This is a genomic window from Bradyrhizobium sp. LeoA1Lang (genome assembly GCF_055413685.1).
This window is the reverse complement of record NZ_JBVAPG010000010.1, coordinates 37,048-52,790: the sequence shown is the minus strand read 5'-3', so window position 1 is coordinate 52,790 and position 15,743 is coordinate 37,048. Positions and strand designations below refer to the sequence as shown.

Here is a 15,743-nt window from a genome sequence, read left to right as displayed (position 1 = left end):
GAGACAATCCAACGGAGTTTTGCCAACGGAGTTTTCCATGTCCGATCCCTCAGTGCTTGCCACATTCTCCGGCGCGATGGCCGACGTCGTCGCACGCGCCGCACCTGCAGTCGTCTCCGTGCACTCGCACCGCTCGCGCGCCTCGGGCTTTGTCTGGAAAGCGGGTCTGGTCGTCACCGCCGATGAGGCGCTGGCCGAAGAGGGCGAGGTCATCGTCCGCTTTGCCGACGGAACGGAGCGGTCTGCGACCATCGCGGGACGCGATCACACCACCGATGTCGCGCTGTTGCGGGTCGAGACCTCCAACGTCGCGCCGATCAAGCTTTCATCGGCGGTGCCGGCGCTCGGATCGCTGGCGTTGGTCGTCGCCGCTGAGCGTGGCGTGCCCGCGGCGGCGCTGGGCCTGATATCGCTGGTCGGCGGCACCTGGCGCAGCCTGCGCGGCGGCGACTTCGATGCGCGCATCGAGCTCGACGTTCGCCTGAGGCCCAGTCACGAGGGTGGGCTTGCGCTCAATGCCTCCGGCGATGCCATCGGCATGGCCGTGCTCGGCGCGCGGCGCGTCCTTGTCATTCCGGCCGCGACCATCGAGCGCGTGGCGAGCCGGCTGGAGACCCATGGCCGGATCGCGCGCGGCTATCTCGGGCTCGGCCTGCAGCCGGTCAAGCTCGACGACGGCATCGGCGCGATGGTGATGAGCGTCGACAAAAGCGGTCCCTCGGCGGCCGCCGGCATCCGGCAAGGCGACGTGATCGTCGGCTGGAACGACGAGAAGATTTCCGGCGTGCGGGCGCTGCTCAGGGCGCTCGGGCCCGACAGCGTCGGCGCCACCGTCGACGTCGCGGTGCAGCGTGGCGGCGAGCCGGTGCGGGTCAAACTGACGGTCGGGGAAAGGCCGGAGACGTGAGCGAACAGACCTCGCCTCCCCTCGTCATCGCCATCGACGTCGGCGATCCCGCGCTGGCGGACCGGCTCGCTTCGCTGCTCGGCGGCGTCGCAGGCTTGCGCCTTGCCGCGCCGGGCGAAGCGGCGAGCCTCGCGCTGGTCTCGCGGGATCAGCCTGCGAGCGAACGATCCGAGATCGAGCTGACGCCGCGCGAGCGCGACGTGCTGGCGCTGATGGCCGAGGGCGCCTCGAACAAGGCGATTGCGCGGCAGCTCGGGATCTCCGTGCACACCGCCAAATTCCACGTCAGCTCGCTGCTCGACAAGCTCGATGCCACCGGCCGCACCGATGCGGTGGCGCATGCGGCGCGGCGCGGGGTGATCCATCTCTAGGGAAAGCGAGGTTCTGTGCCGCATCGCTAAGCGATGAAGTCGATGCTAGTGATGCCGGCGAACGTCGCAACGCAGAACCCCGATGCTCGACACTATCAAGACTTGGGCGTGCGCGCTCAAGCGCGACAGCCGCGCCGTCTACCTCGCCGCCCGCGATCCGCGGGTGCCGTGGTATGCGAAGCTGCTTGCCGTTGCGGTCGCCGGATATGCGCTCTCGCCCATCGACCTCATTCCCGACTTCATTCCGGTGATCGGCTATCTCGACGATCTCGTGCTGGTGCCGCTCGGCATCTGGCTCGTGATCTCGCTGGTTCCGAAGGAGATCATGGTCGAGTGCCGCGCCAAGGCGAGCGAAGCCTCGCCTCCAGCCAGCCGTACCGCGATGGCCGTCATCATCCTCGTCTGGATCGGTGCGGCGCTTGCCCTTGGTTGGGTGGCCCACAGGTATTGGGGTTAGAACGTCGCCCGCACTCCCGCATAGAAGGCGCGCGGCCGCGCCGGGCTGACCGAGCGCGGATCCGTAAACGCCACCCCGCCGGCGGGGAAATTGGGCACCTGGTCCGTCTCGAAGAAGGTACCGTAGGTCGCATAGCGGCTGTCGAGCAGATTATCGACGCGGCCGTAGATCTGGACGTTCTTGGTGAGCTGGTAGGAGGCGTGGGCATTGAACACGGCGTAGGAGGCGAGCTTCGGCGCCTGGTTGGAATCGTCGCCGACAAAATACTGGCCGCTGACGTAGATCGCGTCGGCGCCGACCTTGAACTGATCGGTGAGCGCATAGTCGAAGCCGGCCTTGATGCGATGGCGGGGAACGGCGGGAACCTGGTTGCCGGGCAGGATCTGCACATTGCCGTTTTCATCGGCGAACGGGCTGTTGGAGCCGACCTGCAGCGCATCCAGGAACCGCGCGTCGACAAAGGCATAGCTCGCGTACATCTGCAGCGCGGATGATTTCACCTGGATCTCTGCTTCGACGCCCTGTCGCCGCGTCGAGCCGACATTCTGGAAATAGCCGAAGCCCTGCAGCACGGGACTCGGGATGGCGAGAATGTCGTTGTTGTTGGTGGTGCGGAAGCCGCCGACCTTCCAGGACAGCGTGCCAATGTTCAATTCCTTGGTGCCGCGCAGGCCGGCCTCGACGGTGCGCGACACCACCTGCTGCAGTGGCGGATCGGAGACCAGGAAGGCGCCAACGATGCAGGGGCGCGCGGGATCGGCGCAGCCCAGCTCCAGCGGCGTCGGTGCGCGGTTGGCTTCGGAATAGCCGGCATAGGCGGTCAGCTCCGGCGTGATCTTGTAGGTGCCGCCGATGAGCGGATTGAAGCGGTCATAGGTGCTGTAGCCGTTCAGCGCGGTGCCGATCTGGTCCTCAAGCCTGATGCGCGCATCGTTGAAGCGGCCGCCCGCCGTGATCGAGAATGCTTTCGTCACGTCGAAGGTGTCGAGCGCATAGATGCCGGTATATTGATTGGTGGTGCGCAGCGAGACCGGGCCGATCGAGACGGGATCGCCGGACTGGCCGAGAAAGATGCCGCTGCCGCTGACGACGTAGTTCGGGCCGATGGTGCCGAGCTCCGCACTCGCGGTGAAGTTCGTGACACTGGTGTCGAAGCTGGCGCCGATCGTGAAGCGGTTGTCATGGCCGAAGAGCTGATCCGTATTCGTCGCCGCCAGTTGCATGCCGGCGGTGGTCGATTTCGTCGTGGTGCGGTCGTTCTCGCCAAGCACCGCACCCGCCGGAAATGGATTGGCGAGCTGGACGCCATTCAGGCCGTTCGCGGGGACATCATCGCTGTTGAAGCACAGTAGCCCGGCATCGGCCTCGCAGGGCTCTGTCGCTGTGGGGTTGCCGTCTTGCGTCTTCTGTTTGTAGAACCGCAGATGCGCGGCGCCTTCGATGGTCCACGTCGGCGTGGCCTCCACCTTTCCGGTTAGGTTGAAATAGCCGACCTTGTTGGTGGACGTTTGCGGTGTCGTGTAGGTCGCGCCCCAATATCGCTGCAGCAGTTCGACCGGCACCGTCGCCGCCGCGCCGAACTTGTTGTCAGCGAGGCCGATATTGAGATGGAATTCGCTGACGTCGTTCTTGTGGGCGACATCGCCGTAGAAGCGGCGGACGTCGGAAGGGGAGAAGTTGCGAAAGCCGTTGTCGTGCAGACCTTCCAGCGCGCCATAGACGGCAAAATTGTCGATCTGCTTGCCCCATTGCGCCGCCCCCTGGATACGGCCGAACGAGCCACCCATGGTGTTGATCTCGGCGCCCTGATAGGAAAAACCGTCCTTCATCTGGACGACGACCGCGCCGCCCAGCGCGTTGAGACCGAAGGCCGGATTGTTGGTCACGACATCGATGGACCTGACCGCGCTGGTCGGGATCAGGTCCCAGTTGACCGTGTCACCGAAGGCTTCATTGACCCGTACCCCGTTCTGGTAGACCGCAAGACCCTGCGGCGTGCCTGCCACCGGAGACGCCACGAAGCCGCGGAACTGGACGTCCGGCTGGAAGGGATTGCCGGCGACCTCGTTGACGATGATGCCCGGCACGCGCTGGTCGAGCGCAGTTGTGATATTGAGCGAATCGGTTCGCTGGATTTCCTTAGTGTCGACGACATTGACCGCCGCAGGAATCTTGTCCGCTTCGACCGCAGCGGCCGAATCCGAGGTCGGCGTCGGCGCGGTCGGGACATACACAACTCTTGGCGATCTTGCCCGCGCGCGTACAGGAGCCGCCGTGGGACGGCCGCGCCTGGCGCGGTCCGCAGGCGTCACCTCCACCGGCGGCAATGTCTCGACTTGCTGCCCCCCGCTCTGGGCGAATCCCGTTTCGTTCCCGACGACAACGACAACACCTGCCGCAATCGATGCGACAAGCAGCACCCGCACGCCCATTTGTCCACCCGTTCCACCCACCGTCCGGCCGTTGTCGCCGGTTCGAGCGATACTAGAGTGCAGGACGAGCAGTCCGCTACCTGCAAGTGTTCCCGAAAGTTCCGGGAAAATTCCCGACCCGCTTCGGCCGGCGCCATCGGCCATCGGCAATATCTGCTATATGCCGATCCTCTCGAAGTCCTCTCTGGATGCACCAATGAAGCCAATCCCCGGCACCCAGCCGAAGCCGTCCGATGCCGCGCCACTCATTACGCCCACGGAATTGCGCCGCCGCTGGCGGGCCGGCGAGGAGGTGGCGCTGCTCGATGTGCGCGAGGAAGGCCCCTACTCGCTGGCGCATCCCTTCTTCGCCGTCTCGCTGCCGCTTTCGCAGATCGAACTGCGCGTTCTCGATCTGATCCCACGGCTTAGCGCCCCCATTGTCGTGTACGACGACGGCGAACGATATGCCGAACGAGCGGCGAAACGTATTTCAGCCCTCGGCTATACGGATGTCTCGATCCTCGACGGTGGCCTCGGAGCCTACCGGGCGGTCGGCGAGGTCTTTCGCGACGTCAATGTGCCGAGCAAGGCGTTCGGCGAGCTGGTCGAGGCGATCCGCCACACACCTTCCCTGTCGGCGAACGAGGTCAAGGCCCTGATCGAGACGGAGCCCGATCTGGTCGTGCTCGACGCCCGCCGGTTCGAGGAATACCGAACCATGAGCATTCCGCGCGGCGTCAGCGTTCCCGGCGGTGAGCTCGCGTTTCGCGCAAGGGAAATCGCGCCCGCGCCGGGCACCACCATCATCGTCAATTGCGCCGGCCGGACGCGCAGCATCATCGGCACGCAGTCGCTGATCAATGCCGGGCTTCCGAACAGGATTTTCGCGCTGCGAAACGGCACGATCGGCTGGACCTTGGCCGGACATCAGGTCGATCGGGGCCGGACTGACCGGTTCCTGCGGCGCCCCGAAGCGACTTATTCCGCGGCACTGGCCAGCGCGGCGCAATGGGCCGAGCGCGTCGGCGTTCCAGCGCTTGACCGCAGCACATTCGATCGCTTTGTCGCGCAAGCGAACGAACGCACGCTCTACCTGCTCGATGTGCGGACACCGGAGGAATACGAGCGCGGACATCCGCCCGGCTTCGCCTCGGCACCTGGAGGGCAGCTCGTACAGGCCACGGATGAATGGATTGCCGTACGCGGATCGCGGCTGGTGCTGTTCGATGACGACGGCGTTCGCGCCCGCATGGCCGCATCCTGGTTGATCCAGATGGGCTGGGAGGCTCACGTCGTCGGGCCGGAAGTGATTGAGGCGACCGAGGCCGGCACTCGGCCACCGCGCCGTCCAGTGCCGCCAGCCTCCGGCGGCGCGATCGACGTGGCGGAGCTGATCGCAAACCGCGACAACTGGACCGTCATTGATCTGGCGCGCAGCCCCGCCTATGCCACGGGCCATATCCCTGGCGCACATTTCGTACTAGCCTCGCGCTTCACCGAGGATTTGCCGCGGCTGCCCGGCGAGGGAGCGATCGTTCTCACCGGCGCCGACGGCGACGAAGCCCTGTTCGCACTTGCGGATGCGACCGCCGCGACACAGCGCAACGTGGCCGTGCTGAAAGGCGGAACGCGCGCCTGGACCGGCAGCAATCAGCCGCTGGAGCGGGACCGGCATTCCTGGATCTCGCACCCTGATGATGTCTACAAGCGCCCGTACGAGGGAACGGACAATGCGGCGCCCGCAATGCAAGCCTATATCGATTGGGAGCTGCACCTTGTTGCCCAGCTCGAAAACGATTCAGTGTCCAACTTTCACGTCGTGTAGGCGGCGCAAATTCGAGCGCAAGAGCTAGGAGCGCGCGCCCGTAGGAACCAGCGCCTCCACCGTCACGCCGTCGGCGGACGAAACCGTCAGCGAGCCGCCCAGTGCCAACAGGCGTTCGCGCATGCCGGTGAGGCCGAAGCCGAACTGGTGATCGGCGCTCAAGCCGCGTCCGTTGTCGCGGACCCGCACCCGCGCGCAGCCGCGATCTCCTCGCACGCTGTCCGGCTGCTCCGCCGGCTCGACGCTAACCTTGACCGCGGTCGCGCCGGCATGGCGGAAGGCATTGGTCAGCGCCTCCTGGACGACCCGGTAGATCGTGAGATCGGCGGTCTCCCCGGTCTCGCCAAGTGCAGGCGAAATGCTGGTTTCGATCACCACCTCCGGATCCGATTCCTTCCACAGGCGGAACAGGGCAGAAAGCGCCTCATGAAGTCCGAGCTCGGCGAGTCCGACCGGCCGTAGCTTCTCCAGTAACCGGCGGGTGAACTGCTGCAGTGCATTGACCTGCTCCAGCATCGCCCCGCCGTGCTTCCGCACCTGGTCCGGACTTGCCTCGCGTGCATCAGGTAGCCGCATCAACGCACTCGCATGAGCCCGTAATGCGAACAAATGCGGGCCGAGCTCGTCGTGCAGTTCGCGCGCGATCTCCTTGCGCTCCCGGTCCTGCAGCGAAAACGCGCGTTCGGCGAGCTGCCGCTTGTCCTCGATCGCCTCGCCGAGCGTGGCCGCGAGGTGGTTGAGCTGGCCACAGATCGCAGCCAGCTCCGGCGCGCCGCCCGCCGTCACCCGAACATCGTATTGTCCGGCCTCGATCTTCGCCATGGCTTGCGAGAGCGACTCGAGCGGCGCCAGCGCGCGGCCGACAACGCTCCTGATGATCAGGAAGAGCGCGACGACAATCGCGGAACCGACCGCGAGCTGGGTGATGATGCCGTCCCAGATTTCCGCCATCTCGTCATTCGGATGCGAGGTGATCACGAGCGATTCCGATTTGCCGCGGATCGAGATCGGCACACTAACGGAAGTTGTCTCCGGATGGACGAGCGCGACGAACCAGGCCGGCGGCGATCGCGCTTCCTCGCGGCTGTCGATCGCCGCGTCCTGCCCGGACTTTACGGTCGCGCCATCCTGCCGCGCGATGCTGACGTGACGCAGCCGGCTCAGATCTCGAACGATCTGGTCGAGGCGGGCGTCAGGATCCGGCGCCTCGTTCAGCCCGGCAACGATCGTGGTGACGAATTCCTGCGCCAGGCGAATGACGCTCTGGTCTTCGGCCCGGACCCGGGGCCCGGCCTCGACGACAAGTCGGGCGATGTTGATGGCGAGACCGAGCGCGAGAACGAGCGCCAGCAGCAGGTTGATCCGGCCGCGCAAGGAAAGTTTCTGCCACATCGCCTTTGCCCACGATCATCCGCGTTCGGTTCCTCAATCAAGAGGAGCGTTGACAGACAAATACCGCGTCTGTCTAATCGAAGGGTGCAGCAATCGCGCTGGAGATGCATGAGCGAGCCCGCGGGCGAGCCGCGCTCGTGTATTCTGATGCGGTGCAGCAACGGACTGACGCAGCTATCCGGGACTTCAAGTATGCGCGTGCTGATCGTTGACGACCATCCGATCGTCGCTTCCGGCTGCCGCACCGTGTTCGCCGACGAACCGGAGATCGAATTGCTTGAAGCATGCGACGCCGAAAGCGGCGAACGCGTCTTTGTCGCCGAACGTCCCGATATCTCCGTGGTCGACATCAACTTGCCGACCGTTTCCGGCTTCGAACTGGCACGGCGGATGCTGGCGCGGGACGATTCGGCACGCATCATCATGTTCAGCATGAACGACGATCCCGTGTTCGCCGCCCGCGCTATCGAGATCGGCGCCAAGGGTTATGTGGCGAAGACCGGTGATCCCAACGATCTCGTCGAGGCGATCCGCGAAGTCGGCAATGGCGGCGTCTATCTGCCGCCCGCGATCGCGCGCCGTGTCGCCTTTGCCGGCCCCGCTGCGGCCCAGAACCCGCTGTCGAAGCTCAATCCGCGCGAGATGGAGATCCTGCGCCTGCTCAGCGCCGGCAAGACGCTCTCCGAGATCGCCTGGCTGGTTCATTCTTCCTACAAGACCGTCGCCAACACCTCCTCGATCATGCGCCAGAAACTTGGTGTGCGCACCTCGGCCGAACTGGTGCGGTTGGCGATCGAGAGCGGCGTCGCCTGAAGATCGCGCACGCATGATCCGGACATGTAGGCAGCGGTTTTCCGAAAAGATCATGCGCCAACAAAGCACAGCGCCGGAGTTCAAGAGATGACGATTCAAACCGTTTCAACCAACAAATCCCATGGCGGCATCCAGGGCGTGTACAAGCATGCCAGCCGCGAAACCAAGACCGACATGACCTTTTCGGTCTATGTTCCCCCGCATCCGGCGGGCGCGAAGCTGCCGGTCGTGTACTATCTCTCCGGCCTGACTTGCACCCATGCCAATGTTACCGAGAAAGGCGAATACCGCGACACCTGCGCCGATCTCGGCCTGATCTTCGTCGCGCCCGACACCAGCCCGCGCGGCGAGGGCGTGCCCGGCGATCCTGCCGGCGCCTACGACTTCGGGCTTGGCGCCGGCTTCTATGTCGACGCCACGCAGGAGCCGTTTGCCGAGAACTACCGGATGTGGAGCTATGTGACCCAGGAATTGCCGCAGCTCGTCGCCGCGAATTTCCCGATCGATCCCGTGCGGCAGTCGATCATGGGCCATTCCATGGGCGGTCACGGTGCGCTGACGGTGGCGCTGCGCCATCCCAACCGCTATCGCGCCGCGAGCGCTTTTGCGCCGATCGTGGCGCCGTCACAGGTGCCCTGGGGCATCAAGGCCCTCGGCGGCTATCTCGGCGACGACAGAAACGCATGGCGCAAGCACGATACAGTGGCGCTGATCGAGGACGGCGCGCGGTTTTCCGACCTGCTGGTGGACGTTGGCGATGCCGACTCGTTCCTGGCTGAACAGCTTCGCCCGGAACTACTGCAACAGGCCTGCGCGCAGGCGCAGATCCCACTCCTGCTCCGACGCCAGGAAGGCTACGACCATAGTTATTATTTCATCTCTACCTTCATGGGCGATCACTTGCGCTGGCACGCCGCACGGCTGACGGCCTGAACCATTTCCATTGCGCTTGCGGGTACGCCGGCATTCGACATCATTGCCGCGACGGAAAACCGCGCTCTCATGATCGTGATCGGGCGGAATCGAGAGCGTCGCAACGACAAAATGCGGGGTTGCAAGCCAGGACAATTCAGTCATCTTGCAATCCAAGAGCAGCTCCATCGCCGGTCAAGGCGAGGAGGCGTCGGGAGGAAACATGGTCCGATGGCTGGTCGCCGCAATCGGTCTGATCGCGATGGCGACGCCCGTGCGTGCCGCCGAGCCGATCGAGATCGGCATCGGCTATCTCGGCCGCGCCGGCGTTCAGCAGAGGCTGTCGCTGGTCGAGCAGCCCGCCGAGAATGACGGCATCGCCGGTGTACGGCTTGCGGTCGAGGACAACAACACCACGGGAAAATTCCTCAACCAGCGCTTTAACCTGGAAGAGGTCCGTCTCAAGGAAGGCGAGGACGTGGCGAAGGCCGCGACTGCGCTTGCCGATCGCAATGGCTTCATCATCGCCGATCTTCCACCGGATGTGCTGCTGCAGGCGGCGGATGCGTTGCGCGATCGCGGTACGGTGCTGTTGAACGCCGGCGCGATCGACGACCGGTTGCGCGAGCAGGACTGCCGCGCCAACGTGATCCACGTCGCGCCGACGCGTTCGATGCTGGCGGATGCGCTGGCGCAATATCTGGTGTGGAAGCAATGGAAGCGCTGGTTCCTGGTGGTCGGCTCACATGACAAGGACAAGCTCTATGCCGATGCCCTGCGACGCGCCGCGACGCGATTCGGCGCCAAGGTCGTGCAGGAGAAGACTTTCGAAGACACCGGCGGCGCCCGCCGCACCGACAGCGGCGTGACGCTCATCCAGCGGCAAATGCCGGTCTTCACTCAGCAGATCCCGGCCTATGACGTGCTGGTTGCCGCTGATGAAAGCGAGGTCTTCGCGTCCTATCTGCCTTACCGCACCTGGGACCCGCGGCCGGTTGCGGGCTCGGCCGGGCTCGTACCGACGAGCTGGGACGCAGCGCAGGATCAATGGGGCGCGGTCCAGATCCAGAACCGCTTCATGAAGCTGAATTCGCGGCGGATGACCGCACTCGACATGCAGGCCTGGACCGCCGCGCGCATGATCGGCGAAGCCGCCTCGCGCACGAACTCCGGTGACCCGAAGAAGCTCTTTGCTTTCCTCAAGGGACCGGATTTCTCGGTGGCGGCGTTCAAGGGCACGCGGCTGACGCTGCGAGACTGGAACCTGCAGCTTCGCCAGCCGATTCTTCTGGTCGACGGGCGCATGGTCGTCTCGGTGTCGCCGCAGGAAGGCTTCCTGCACCAGGTCTCCGAGCTCGACACGCTCGGCGTCGACCGCCCCGAGACAAAATGCAAGCTGCAATGAGGGAGAGATCGCGCATGTGGCGCCGCTGTCTGTTTTCCGGAACGGTCCTTTGGCTCGCGGCCGCCGCCCCCGCTTCCGCCTTCATGGCTTATGTCTCGAACGAGAAGGGCAACACAGTCTCCGTGATCGACACCGATAGTTGGACGGTGACAAAAACCATCAAGGTCGGCCAGCGGCCGCGCGGCATCGAGTTCAGCCGCGACGGCAAGTTCGTGATGGTCGCGGTCGGCGACGACGACACCATCCAGGTGATCGATGCCAAGAAGCAGGAGGTGGTGGACACCATGCCCTCCGGGCCCGATCCGGAACTGTTCACCCAGGATGCCGCGGGCAAGATCATGTACGTTGCCAACGAGAACGACAACACGGTGACCGTGATCGATCTCGAAAAACGCGCCCGCATCGGCGACGTCCAGGTCGGCGTCGAGCCGGAGGGCATGACGATCAGCCCGGACGGCAAGACCCTGATCAACACCTCCGAGACCACCAACATGGCGCATTTCATCGACACGTCGACGCGCCAGATCGTGGCCAACGTGCTGGTCGACGCCCGGCCGCGCTTCGCCGAGTTCAAGCATGACGGCTCCGAGTTGTGGGTATCCTCCGAGATCGGCGGCACGGTGTCGATCATCGATCCCGTCAAGCACGTCGTGACCGGCAAGGTCACCTTCAGCATTCCCGGCCTGCGCAGCGAGGCGATCCAGCCGGTCGGCATCGGCATGACCAAGGATGACAAGACCGCCTTCGTCGCACTCGGCCCCGCCAACCGCGTCGCGGTAGTCGACGCCGTCAATCACAAGGTGACCAAATATCTCCTGGTCGGGCAGCGCGTCTGGCACATGGCGTTCACGCCGGACGAGAAATACCTGCTGGTGACCAATGGCGTGTCCAACGATGTCTCCGTCATCGACGTCGCCGCGCAAAAAGTGATCAAGACCATCCAGGTTGGCGAACTTCCCTGGGGCGTTACGATTGCACCGCAATGACAGCAACCCAAAAACCCATCGCTGACAAACCATCGCCTGACATCTTGATGCGCCATGATCCCGCCGGCGTGGCCGCCTTGTCGATCGAAAGCGTCAGCCATTCCTATGGCGCACGCCGTGCGTTGATCGATGTGAGTTTTGACGTCGCGCCGGCGAGCTTTACGGCGCTGCTCGGCCTGAACGGCGCCGGCAAGAGCACGCTATTCTCGCTGATCACGCGATTGTTCGGCATCCAGGCTGGTCGCATCGGCATTTTCGGCCACGATATCACCCGCGCGCCGGGCGAGGCGCTGCGGCTGCTCGGTGTCGTGTTCCAGCCGCGCACGCTCGACCTCGATCTCTCGGTGACGCAGAACCTGCTCTATCACGCCGCCCTGCACGGCATCGGCCGGCGCGAGGCGCGGCTGCGCAGCGGCGAGGTGCTGGCGCGCATCGCGCTTTCCGACCGCGCCGGCAGCAAGGTGCGCGACCTCTCCGGCGGCCAGATGCGCCGGCTGGAGATCGCGCGTGCGCTGCTGCACCGGCCGCGCCTGTTGCTGCTGGACGAGGCGACGGTCGGCCTCGACGTCAAGGCGCGTTCAGATATCCTTAACCACGTCCGGCAGCTCGTCGCCGAACAAGGCATCGGCGTGCTCTGGGCCACGCATTTGTTCGACGAGATCACGGCAAGCGATGACCTCGTGGTGCTGCATCAGGGCAAGGTGCTGGCGCGCGGCCAGGTCTCGCGCGTAATCGCGGACACCGGCGCGCAGGACATCAACACCGCCTTCATGCGCCTGACCGGGGCCGTGGGCAAAGCCGGGAGCGAGGCATCATGAGCTCCACCACCGTCACGCCGTCGCGACGCGGCTTTTCCTTCGGCGAATACATCACCTGCCTCAACGGCATCGTATGGCGCGAGGCGCTGCGCTTCCTGCATCAGCGCGAACGCTTCGTCTCGGCACTGGTCAGGCCGCTGGTGTGGCTGTTCATCTTCGCTGCCGGCTTCCGCCAGGTGCTCGGCATCTCGATCATCCCACCCTACGAGACCTACATCCTCTACGAGGTCTATATCGCGCCGGGACTGATGGCGATGATCCAGCTTTTCAACGGCATGCAATCCTCGCTCTCGATGGTCTATGACCGCGAGATGGGCAATATGCGCACGCTGTTGGTGAGCCCGCTGCCGCGCGGCTACCTGCTGTTTTGCAAACTGCTGGCGGGCACCGCGGTCTCGCTGTTGCAGGTCTATGCCTTCCTCGTCATCGCATGGCTCTGGGACATCACGCCGCCGCCGATCGGCTATCTCACCGCGCTGCCGGCGCTGGTGCTGTCAGGGCTGATGTTGGGGTCGCTCGGCATGCTGATCTCCTCAGGGATCAAGCAGCTCGAGAATTTTGCCGGCGTCATGAACTTCGTGATCTTTCCGATGTTCTTTGCCTCATCCGCGCTCTATCCGCTGTGGCGGGTGCAGGAGGGCAGCCCGATGCTTTACTATGTCTGCCAGTTCAATCCATTCACCCACGCGGTCGAATTGATCCGCTTCGCGCTGTATGGCCAGATCAACTGGATTTCGTTTTTCGTCGTCGTCGGCTGCACGGCGGTCTTCATGATCGGCGCGATCCTGGCCTACGATCCCTCGCGCGGATTGGCGCGGCGTGGGCCTGCCGGAGGGGAGACATGATCGGGCGGATTGCGATCGGAGCATTGCTTGTCATCGCGGCATCGACCGGGGTCGGTCGCGCCGCCGATCCGCGCTATCCGAACTGGCCCTGCGCGCAGGCCAAGGTGCCGGAGATTTCGCTCGCGGCGGTGTGGGCGGGACCGCCGCTCGACGACATCCAGGACAAATGGAAGGAAGACCCCAAGATCAGCGCACTGGTGGAGAAATTAGCGGCGCGGCGCACGCCGCTTGATGACGCCCAAAAAGCGATCACGGATTTCCTCGCGGCTTCCGCGGCCGACAAGACCACCGCCGGAAAGCTGCTGTTCGCCGGCTTGTTCGATTCGCTTAATGCTCAGCGTTCCTCGGTCATGAGCGGCATCGAGCGAGTGACGCGCAAGCAACGCGAGGCCGCCGAGAAGATTCGCGCCGACACGCTCGCGCTGCAAGCGCTGCAGAACGCGTCCTCGCCCGATCAGGCCAAGGTCGACGAACTCAGCAACACCCTCCTGTGGGAAACTCGGATCTTCGAGGACCGCCAACGTGTGGTCAGATTTGTCTGCGAAGTACCGACAACGATCGACCAGCGCCTGTTCGCGCTTGGCCGCACGATCCAGCAAGAGATGGAGTAGCGCCGCCGGTTCCGGCGCAAAAAGGTCAGTATAGCTCACCTTTATGTCCGGTTCCGCCGACTTGATTCCGGAACCAAACGTGATTCCAGCGTCTTGTCGCTCAAGCCATCTCGAAATCCGGAGAGTTTTGATGAGAACAACGACGATCATCTTGGTGGGCGCGACGGCCCTCGGAATCTTTGCAACCGCGGCTTCGGCTCAACAAAACATGACGGGAACCATCACCAAGATCGACCGGCTGAATGGCACCATCTCGATCCAGCAAACGCAGAGTGGCACGGTCGGCGCAGGCAGCGGCGCAATCCAGGAGTTCAAGGTGACTGACACCAACAAGCTTGAACCCTTCCACGCCGGCGACAAGGTGAACTTCTCCGCCTCCGAAGGCGGCAGCACCAAGACCATCACCGATCTGAAGAAGCAATAATGTGATCACACTGAACCTCGGCCCCCGCGGCCGAGGTTCAGCTTCGTCTGAGTGAAGTAGTCGCAGGGCTTATTTCTCTTCACCCGTCCGCGGCTCCGGCTTGGCTTCGACGAGTGGTAAGCCTGCGTGCTCCCATCCATCGGACCCCAGGGGATACCAGGCGATGTTGGAATAGCCGTAGGTCAGCGCGCGCTTGGCTGCGTTCCACGACATCCAGCAATTTTCCTGACAATAGATCACGAGCAGCGCCGCCTTGTTGCCATCAGAGGCACGCTCAAGGCCGCGGCGAAGATAGTCTTCAGTGACATCGGCGATTTTTCCATAGCCGGTGTCGGGCAGCCAGATGCTGCCGGGGATGTTGTGTCGCGGCTTGTCGCGCCACACCGTGCCTTCCGGCAGGTTGGCGGGCTTAGGTGGACGCGGCAGCACGTCGACGAAGGCGCCGGTCTTGTCGCGCCAGATCGCCTCGGCTTCCGCGGTCGAGAGCACGCGGGCGCCGGCAAGCGTTGCCGGCACCAGCGCGCGGTAATTCTCGGTGCGGTATTCTTGCGGCTCGGGGACCTCCTGCTGCGCATGGGCCGCTACGGCGAGCGACGCTGCGACAACGACCAGGCTCGTGAGCCAGCGCCTCATGGCGATTTCGCCGCCGTGTCCGGGCCGATTGGTCGGTCGTTCTCGTCCAGAAGCGGCACGCCGAAGTCGAGCAGGATCTTGTTGATCTCGCCCTGATTCTCCTGGATCAGGCGATTGAGCTGCCGTTTCCAGTTCTGGTCCGCCGGGCGCACGCCCATGCCGATGCGATAGACGAGCTTCGGGCCCGTCGTTTCCTTCACCAGCGGCGTGACGTGCAGCGGCGGATTGGCTTTTTTGGCATAGAAGCCGGCCATGGGCCCCCACAGCACGCCGGCATCGATCTCGCCCTTGGCAAGATCACTGATCATCGCCTCCGCCGAGGAATCGATGCGCGTGTCGATCATCAATGGATAGGGTTTTGCACTCGCCATCAGGCCGGCCGCGGCCATATTGGTGCCGGGCGGTGTACCGGCGACCACGCCGATATGCTTGCCCTTCAGCCGCTCGTCCTCGAGCGTAGTCACATCGTCGAGGCCGCTGCCTTGCTTCGCGATCAATGCGTAGGCCGTGCGATAATAAGGATTGGTGCCCTGGGCCAGCTCGTCGCCCTGGGGAAAGCCCATGATGACGTCGCAGCGGTGCGAGCCGAGCGTCATGCGCACGAAGCCGGTCGCCTGCGGAAAATAGGTGAACTCAAGCTTCTTTTGCAGCTTCTGGGCAAAGAGTTCGGCGAGCTTGTTCTCAAAGCCTTCGCCCTTGTCGTTGGAGAACGGCAGATTCCGCGGGTCGGCACAGACGCGCAGGACCTTGGGATCGATCAATTCGATCGAGAGATCGCCGCTTTCGTTGGTCTGCGCGCGAGCGGCACCATGCCCGATCGCCATCGCGGCAATCGCAAGCAGCGCCGGCAACCAGCGGCGATATCGTCCGGCACCCGCCATCGCGTTTCCTCCTCTTTCTTGCTTGGGGCTAGAGCGTGATGACTTTTCT

The 15,743-nt window shown here is 64.2% G+C and carries 16 protein-coding genes; 12 read left to right on the top strand and 4 right to left on the bottom strand.

Annotated elements, in window-relative coordinates:
* Positions 1 to 37: 37 nt before the first annotated feature.
* From ACZYOF_RS06005 to ACZYOF_RS05995, 3 genes are all read left to right on the top strand, one after another.
* Positions 38 to 907 carry a S1C family serine protease gene (locus ACZYOF_RS06005; RefSeq protein WP_463715138.1) on the top strand — a complete coding sequence of 290 codons (870 nt, stop codon included), beginning with the start codon at positions 38 to 40 and terminating at the stop codon, positions 905 to 907.
* Positions 904 to 1,278: a response regulator transcription factor gene (locus ACZYOF_RS06000; RefSeq protein ID WP_130576791.1), complete on the top strand. Its 375-nt coding sequence runs from the start codon at positions 904 to 906 to the stop codon at positions 1,276 to 1,278. The genes ACZYOF_RS06005 and ACZYOF_RS06000 overlap by 4 nt, the downstream gene beginning before the upstream one ends.
* 82 nt (positions 1,279 to 1,360) lie before the next feature.
* A complete protein-coding gene (locus tag ACZYOF_RS05995) occupies positions 1,361 to 1,735 on the top strand; it encodes a YkvA family protein (RefSeq protein ID WP_463715137.1) in 375 nt (124 codons plus the stop codon).
* Here the strand turns inward: ACZYOF_RS05995 and ACZYOF_RS05990 are convergent.
* The gene (locus ACZYOF_RS05990) at positions 1,732 to 4,167 is read right to left on the bottom strand and encodes a TonB-dependent receptor (RefSeq protein ID WP_463715136.1); all 2,436 of its coding nucleotides are present in this window, start codon (positions 4,165 to 4,167) and stop codon (positions 1,732 to 1,734) included. The two genes, ACZYOF_RS05995 and ACZYOF_RS05990, sit on opposite strands and share 4 nt — an antisense overlap.
* A gap of 196 nt (positions 4,168 to 4,363) precedes the next feature.
* Here ACZYOF_RS05990 and ACZYOF_RS05985 point away from each other — a divergent pair, with 196 nt between their 5' ends.
* Positions 4,364 to 5,974 (top strand): rhodanese-like domain-containing protein, encoded by a 1,611-nt coding sequence (locus ACZYOF_RS05985; RefSeq protein WP_463715135.1) that lies wholly within the window; start codon positions 4,364 to 4,366, stop codon positions 5,972 to 5,974.
* Positions 5,975 to 5,998: 24 nt separating this feature from the next.
* Here ACZYOF_RS05985 and ACZYOF_RS05980 read toward each other — a convergent pair whose 3' ends face one another.
* Positions 5,999 to 7,366 (bottom strand): histidine kinase, encoded by a 1,368-nt coding sequence (locus ACZYOF_RS05980; RefSeq protein WP_463715134.1) that lies wholly within the window; start codon positions 7,364 to 7,366, stop codon positions 5,999 to 6,001.
* A 192-nt stretch (positions 7,367 to 7,558) separates the two neighbouring features.
* Between ACZYOF_RS05980 and ACZYOF_RS05975 the strand changes: the two genes are divergently transcribed.
* From ACZYOF_RS05975 to ACZYOF_RS05940, 8 genes are all read left to right on the top strand, one after another.
* Positions 7,559 to 8,179 carry a response regulator gene (locus ACZYOF_RS05975; protein WP_463715133.1) on the top strand — a complete coding sequence of 207 codons (621 nt, stop codon included), beginning with the start codon at positions 7,559 to 7,561 and terminating at the stop codon, positions 8,177 to 8,179.
* A gap of 87 nt (positions 8,180 to 8,266) precedes the next feature.
* Entirely contained in the window at positions 8,267 to 9,112 is an 846-nt protein-coding gene (gene fghA / locus ACZYOF_RS05970) for an S-formylglutathione hydrolase (protein ID WP_463715132.1), read from the top strand.
* 202 nt (positions 9,113 to 9,314) lie between these two features.
* Positions 9,315 to 10,496: an ABC transporter substrate-binding protein gene (locus ACZYOF_RS05965; protein ID WP_463715131.1), complete on the top strand. Its 1,182-nt coding sequence runs from the start codon at positions 9,315 to 9,317 to the stop codon at positions 10,494 to 10,496.
* Positions 10,497 to 10,510: 14 nt separating this feature from the next.
* Positions 10,511 to 11,482, top strand: coding sequence for a YVTN family beta-propeller repeat protein (locus ACZYOF_RS05960; RefSeq protein ID WP_394566415.1), 972 nt, complete (start codon positions 10,511 to 10,513; stop codon positions 11,480 to 11,482).
* A gap of 47 nt (positions 11,483 to 11,529) precedes the next feature.
* Positions 11,530 to 12,300: an ABC transporter ATP-binding protein gene (locus ACZYOF_RS05955; protein WP_394566414.1), complete on the top strand. Its 771-nt coding sequence runs from the start codon at positions 11,530 to 11,532 to the stop codon at positions 12,298 to 12,300.
* Complete coding sequence (locus ACZYOF_RS05950; RefSeq protein WP_130576782.1) at positions 12,297 to 13,145, top strand: ABC transporter permease; 849 nt, start codon at positions 12,297 to 12,299, stop codon at positions 13,143 to 13,145. The genes ACZYOF_RS05955 and ACZYOF_RS05950 overlap by 4 nt, the downstream gene beginning before the upstream one ends.
* Positions 13,142 to 13,756, top strand: coding sequence for a hypothetical protein (locus ACZYOF_RS05945; RefSeq protein WP_463715130.1), 615 nt, complete (start codon positions 13,142 to 13,144; stop codon positions 13,754 to 13,756). Before ACZYOF_RS05950 ends, ACZYOF_RS05945 begins: the two co-directional genes overlap by 4 nt.
* A 130-nt stretch (positions 13,757 to 13,886) precedes the next feature.
* A complete protein-coding gene (locus tag ACZYOF_RS05940) occupies positions 13,887 to 14,180 on the top strand; it encodes a copper-binding protein (protein WP_463715129.1) in 294 nt (97 codons plus the stop codon).
* 69 nt (positions 14,181 to 14,249) lie between these two features.
* Here ACZYOF_RS05940 and ACZYOF_RS05935 read toward each other — a convergent pair whose 3' ends face one another.
* Both ACZYOF_RS05935 and ACZYOF_RS05930 read right to left on the bottom strand, forming a co-directional pair.
* Positions 14,250 to 14,813, bottom strand: a complete 564-nt coding sequence (locus ACZYOF_RS05935; protein WP_463715128.1) for a PQQ-dependent catabolism-associated CXXCW motif protein — start codon at positions 14,811 to 14,813, stop codon at positions 14,250 to 14,252.
* Complete coding sequence (locus ACZYOF_RS05930) at positions 14,810 to 15,694, bottom strand: substrate-binding domain-containing protein (RefSeq protein WP_463715127.1); 885 nt, start codon at positions 15,692 to 15,694, stop codon at positions 14,810 to 14,812. The genes ACZYOF_RS05935 and ACZYOF_RS05930 overlap by 4 nt, the downstream gene beginning before the upstream one ends.
* Positions 15,695 to 15,743: the final 49 nt, after the last annotated feature.

Bases quoted from the DNA above. Each gene is read 5' to 3' on its own strand.
- ACZYOF_RS06005 (WP_463715138.1), top strand. From the start codon at position 38: ATGTCCGATCCCTCAGTGCTTGCCACATTCTCCGGCGCGATGGCCGAC.
- ACZYOF_RS05995 (WP_463715137.1), top strand. From the start codon at position 1,361: ATGCTCGACACTATCAAGACTTGGGCGTGCGCGCTCAAGCGCGACAGC.
- ACZYOF_RS05990 (WP_463715136.1), bottom strand. From the start codon at position 4,167: ATGGGCGTGCGGGTGCTGCTTGTCGCATCGATTGCGGCAGGTGTTGTC.
- ACZYOF_RS05985 (WP_463715135.1), top strand. From the start codon at position 4,364: ATGAAGCCAATCCCCGGCACCCAGCCGAAGCCGTCCGATGCCGCGCCA.
- ACZYOF_RS05980 (WP_463715134.1), bottom strand. From the start codon at position 7,366: ATGTGGCAGAAACTTTCCTTGCGCGGCCGGATCAACCTGCTGCTGGCG.
- ACZYOF_RS05975 (WP_463715133.1), top strand. From the start codon at position 7,559: ATGCGCGTGCTGATCGTTGACGACCATCCGATCGTCGCTTCCGGCTGC.
- fghA (WP_463715132.1), top strand. From the start codon at position 8,267: ATGACGATTCAAACCGTTTCAACCAACAAATCCCATGGCGGCATCCAG.
- ACZYOF_RS05965 (WP_463715131.1), top strand. From the start codon at position 9,315: ATGGTCCGATGGCTGGTCGCCGCAATCGGTCTGATCGCGATGGCGACG.
- ACZYOF_RS05960 (WP_394566415.1), top strand. From the start codon at position 10,511: ATGTGGCGCCGCTGTCTGTTTTCCGGAACGGTCCTTTGGCTCGCGGCC.
- ACZYOF_RS05955 (WP_394566414.1), top strand. From the start codon at position 11,530: ATGCGCCATGATCCCGCCGGCGTGGCCGCCTTGTCGATCGAAAGCGTC.
- ACZYOF_RS05950 (WP_130576782.1), top strand. From the start codon at position 12,297: ATGAGCTCCACCACCGTCACGCCGTCGCGACGCGGCTTTTCCTTCGGC.
- ACZYOF_RS05945 (WP_463715130.1), top strand. From the start codon at position 13,142: ATGATCGGGCGGATTGCGATCGGAGCATTGCTTGTCATCGCGGCATCG.
- ACZYOF_RS05940 (WP_463715129.1), top strand. From the start codon at position 13,887: ATGAGAACAACGACGATCATCTTGGTGGGCGCGACGGCCCTCGGAATC.
- ACZYOF_RS05935 (WP_463715128.1), bottom strand. From the start codon at position 14,813: ATGAGGCGCTGGCTCACGAGCCTGGTCGTTGTCGCAGCGTCGCTCGCC.
- ACZYOF_RS05930 (WP_463715127.1), bottom strand. From the start codon at position 15,694: ATGGCGGGTGCCGGACGATATCGCCGCTGGTTGCCGGCGCTGCTTGCG.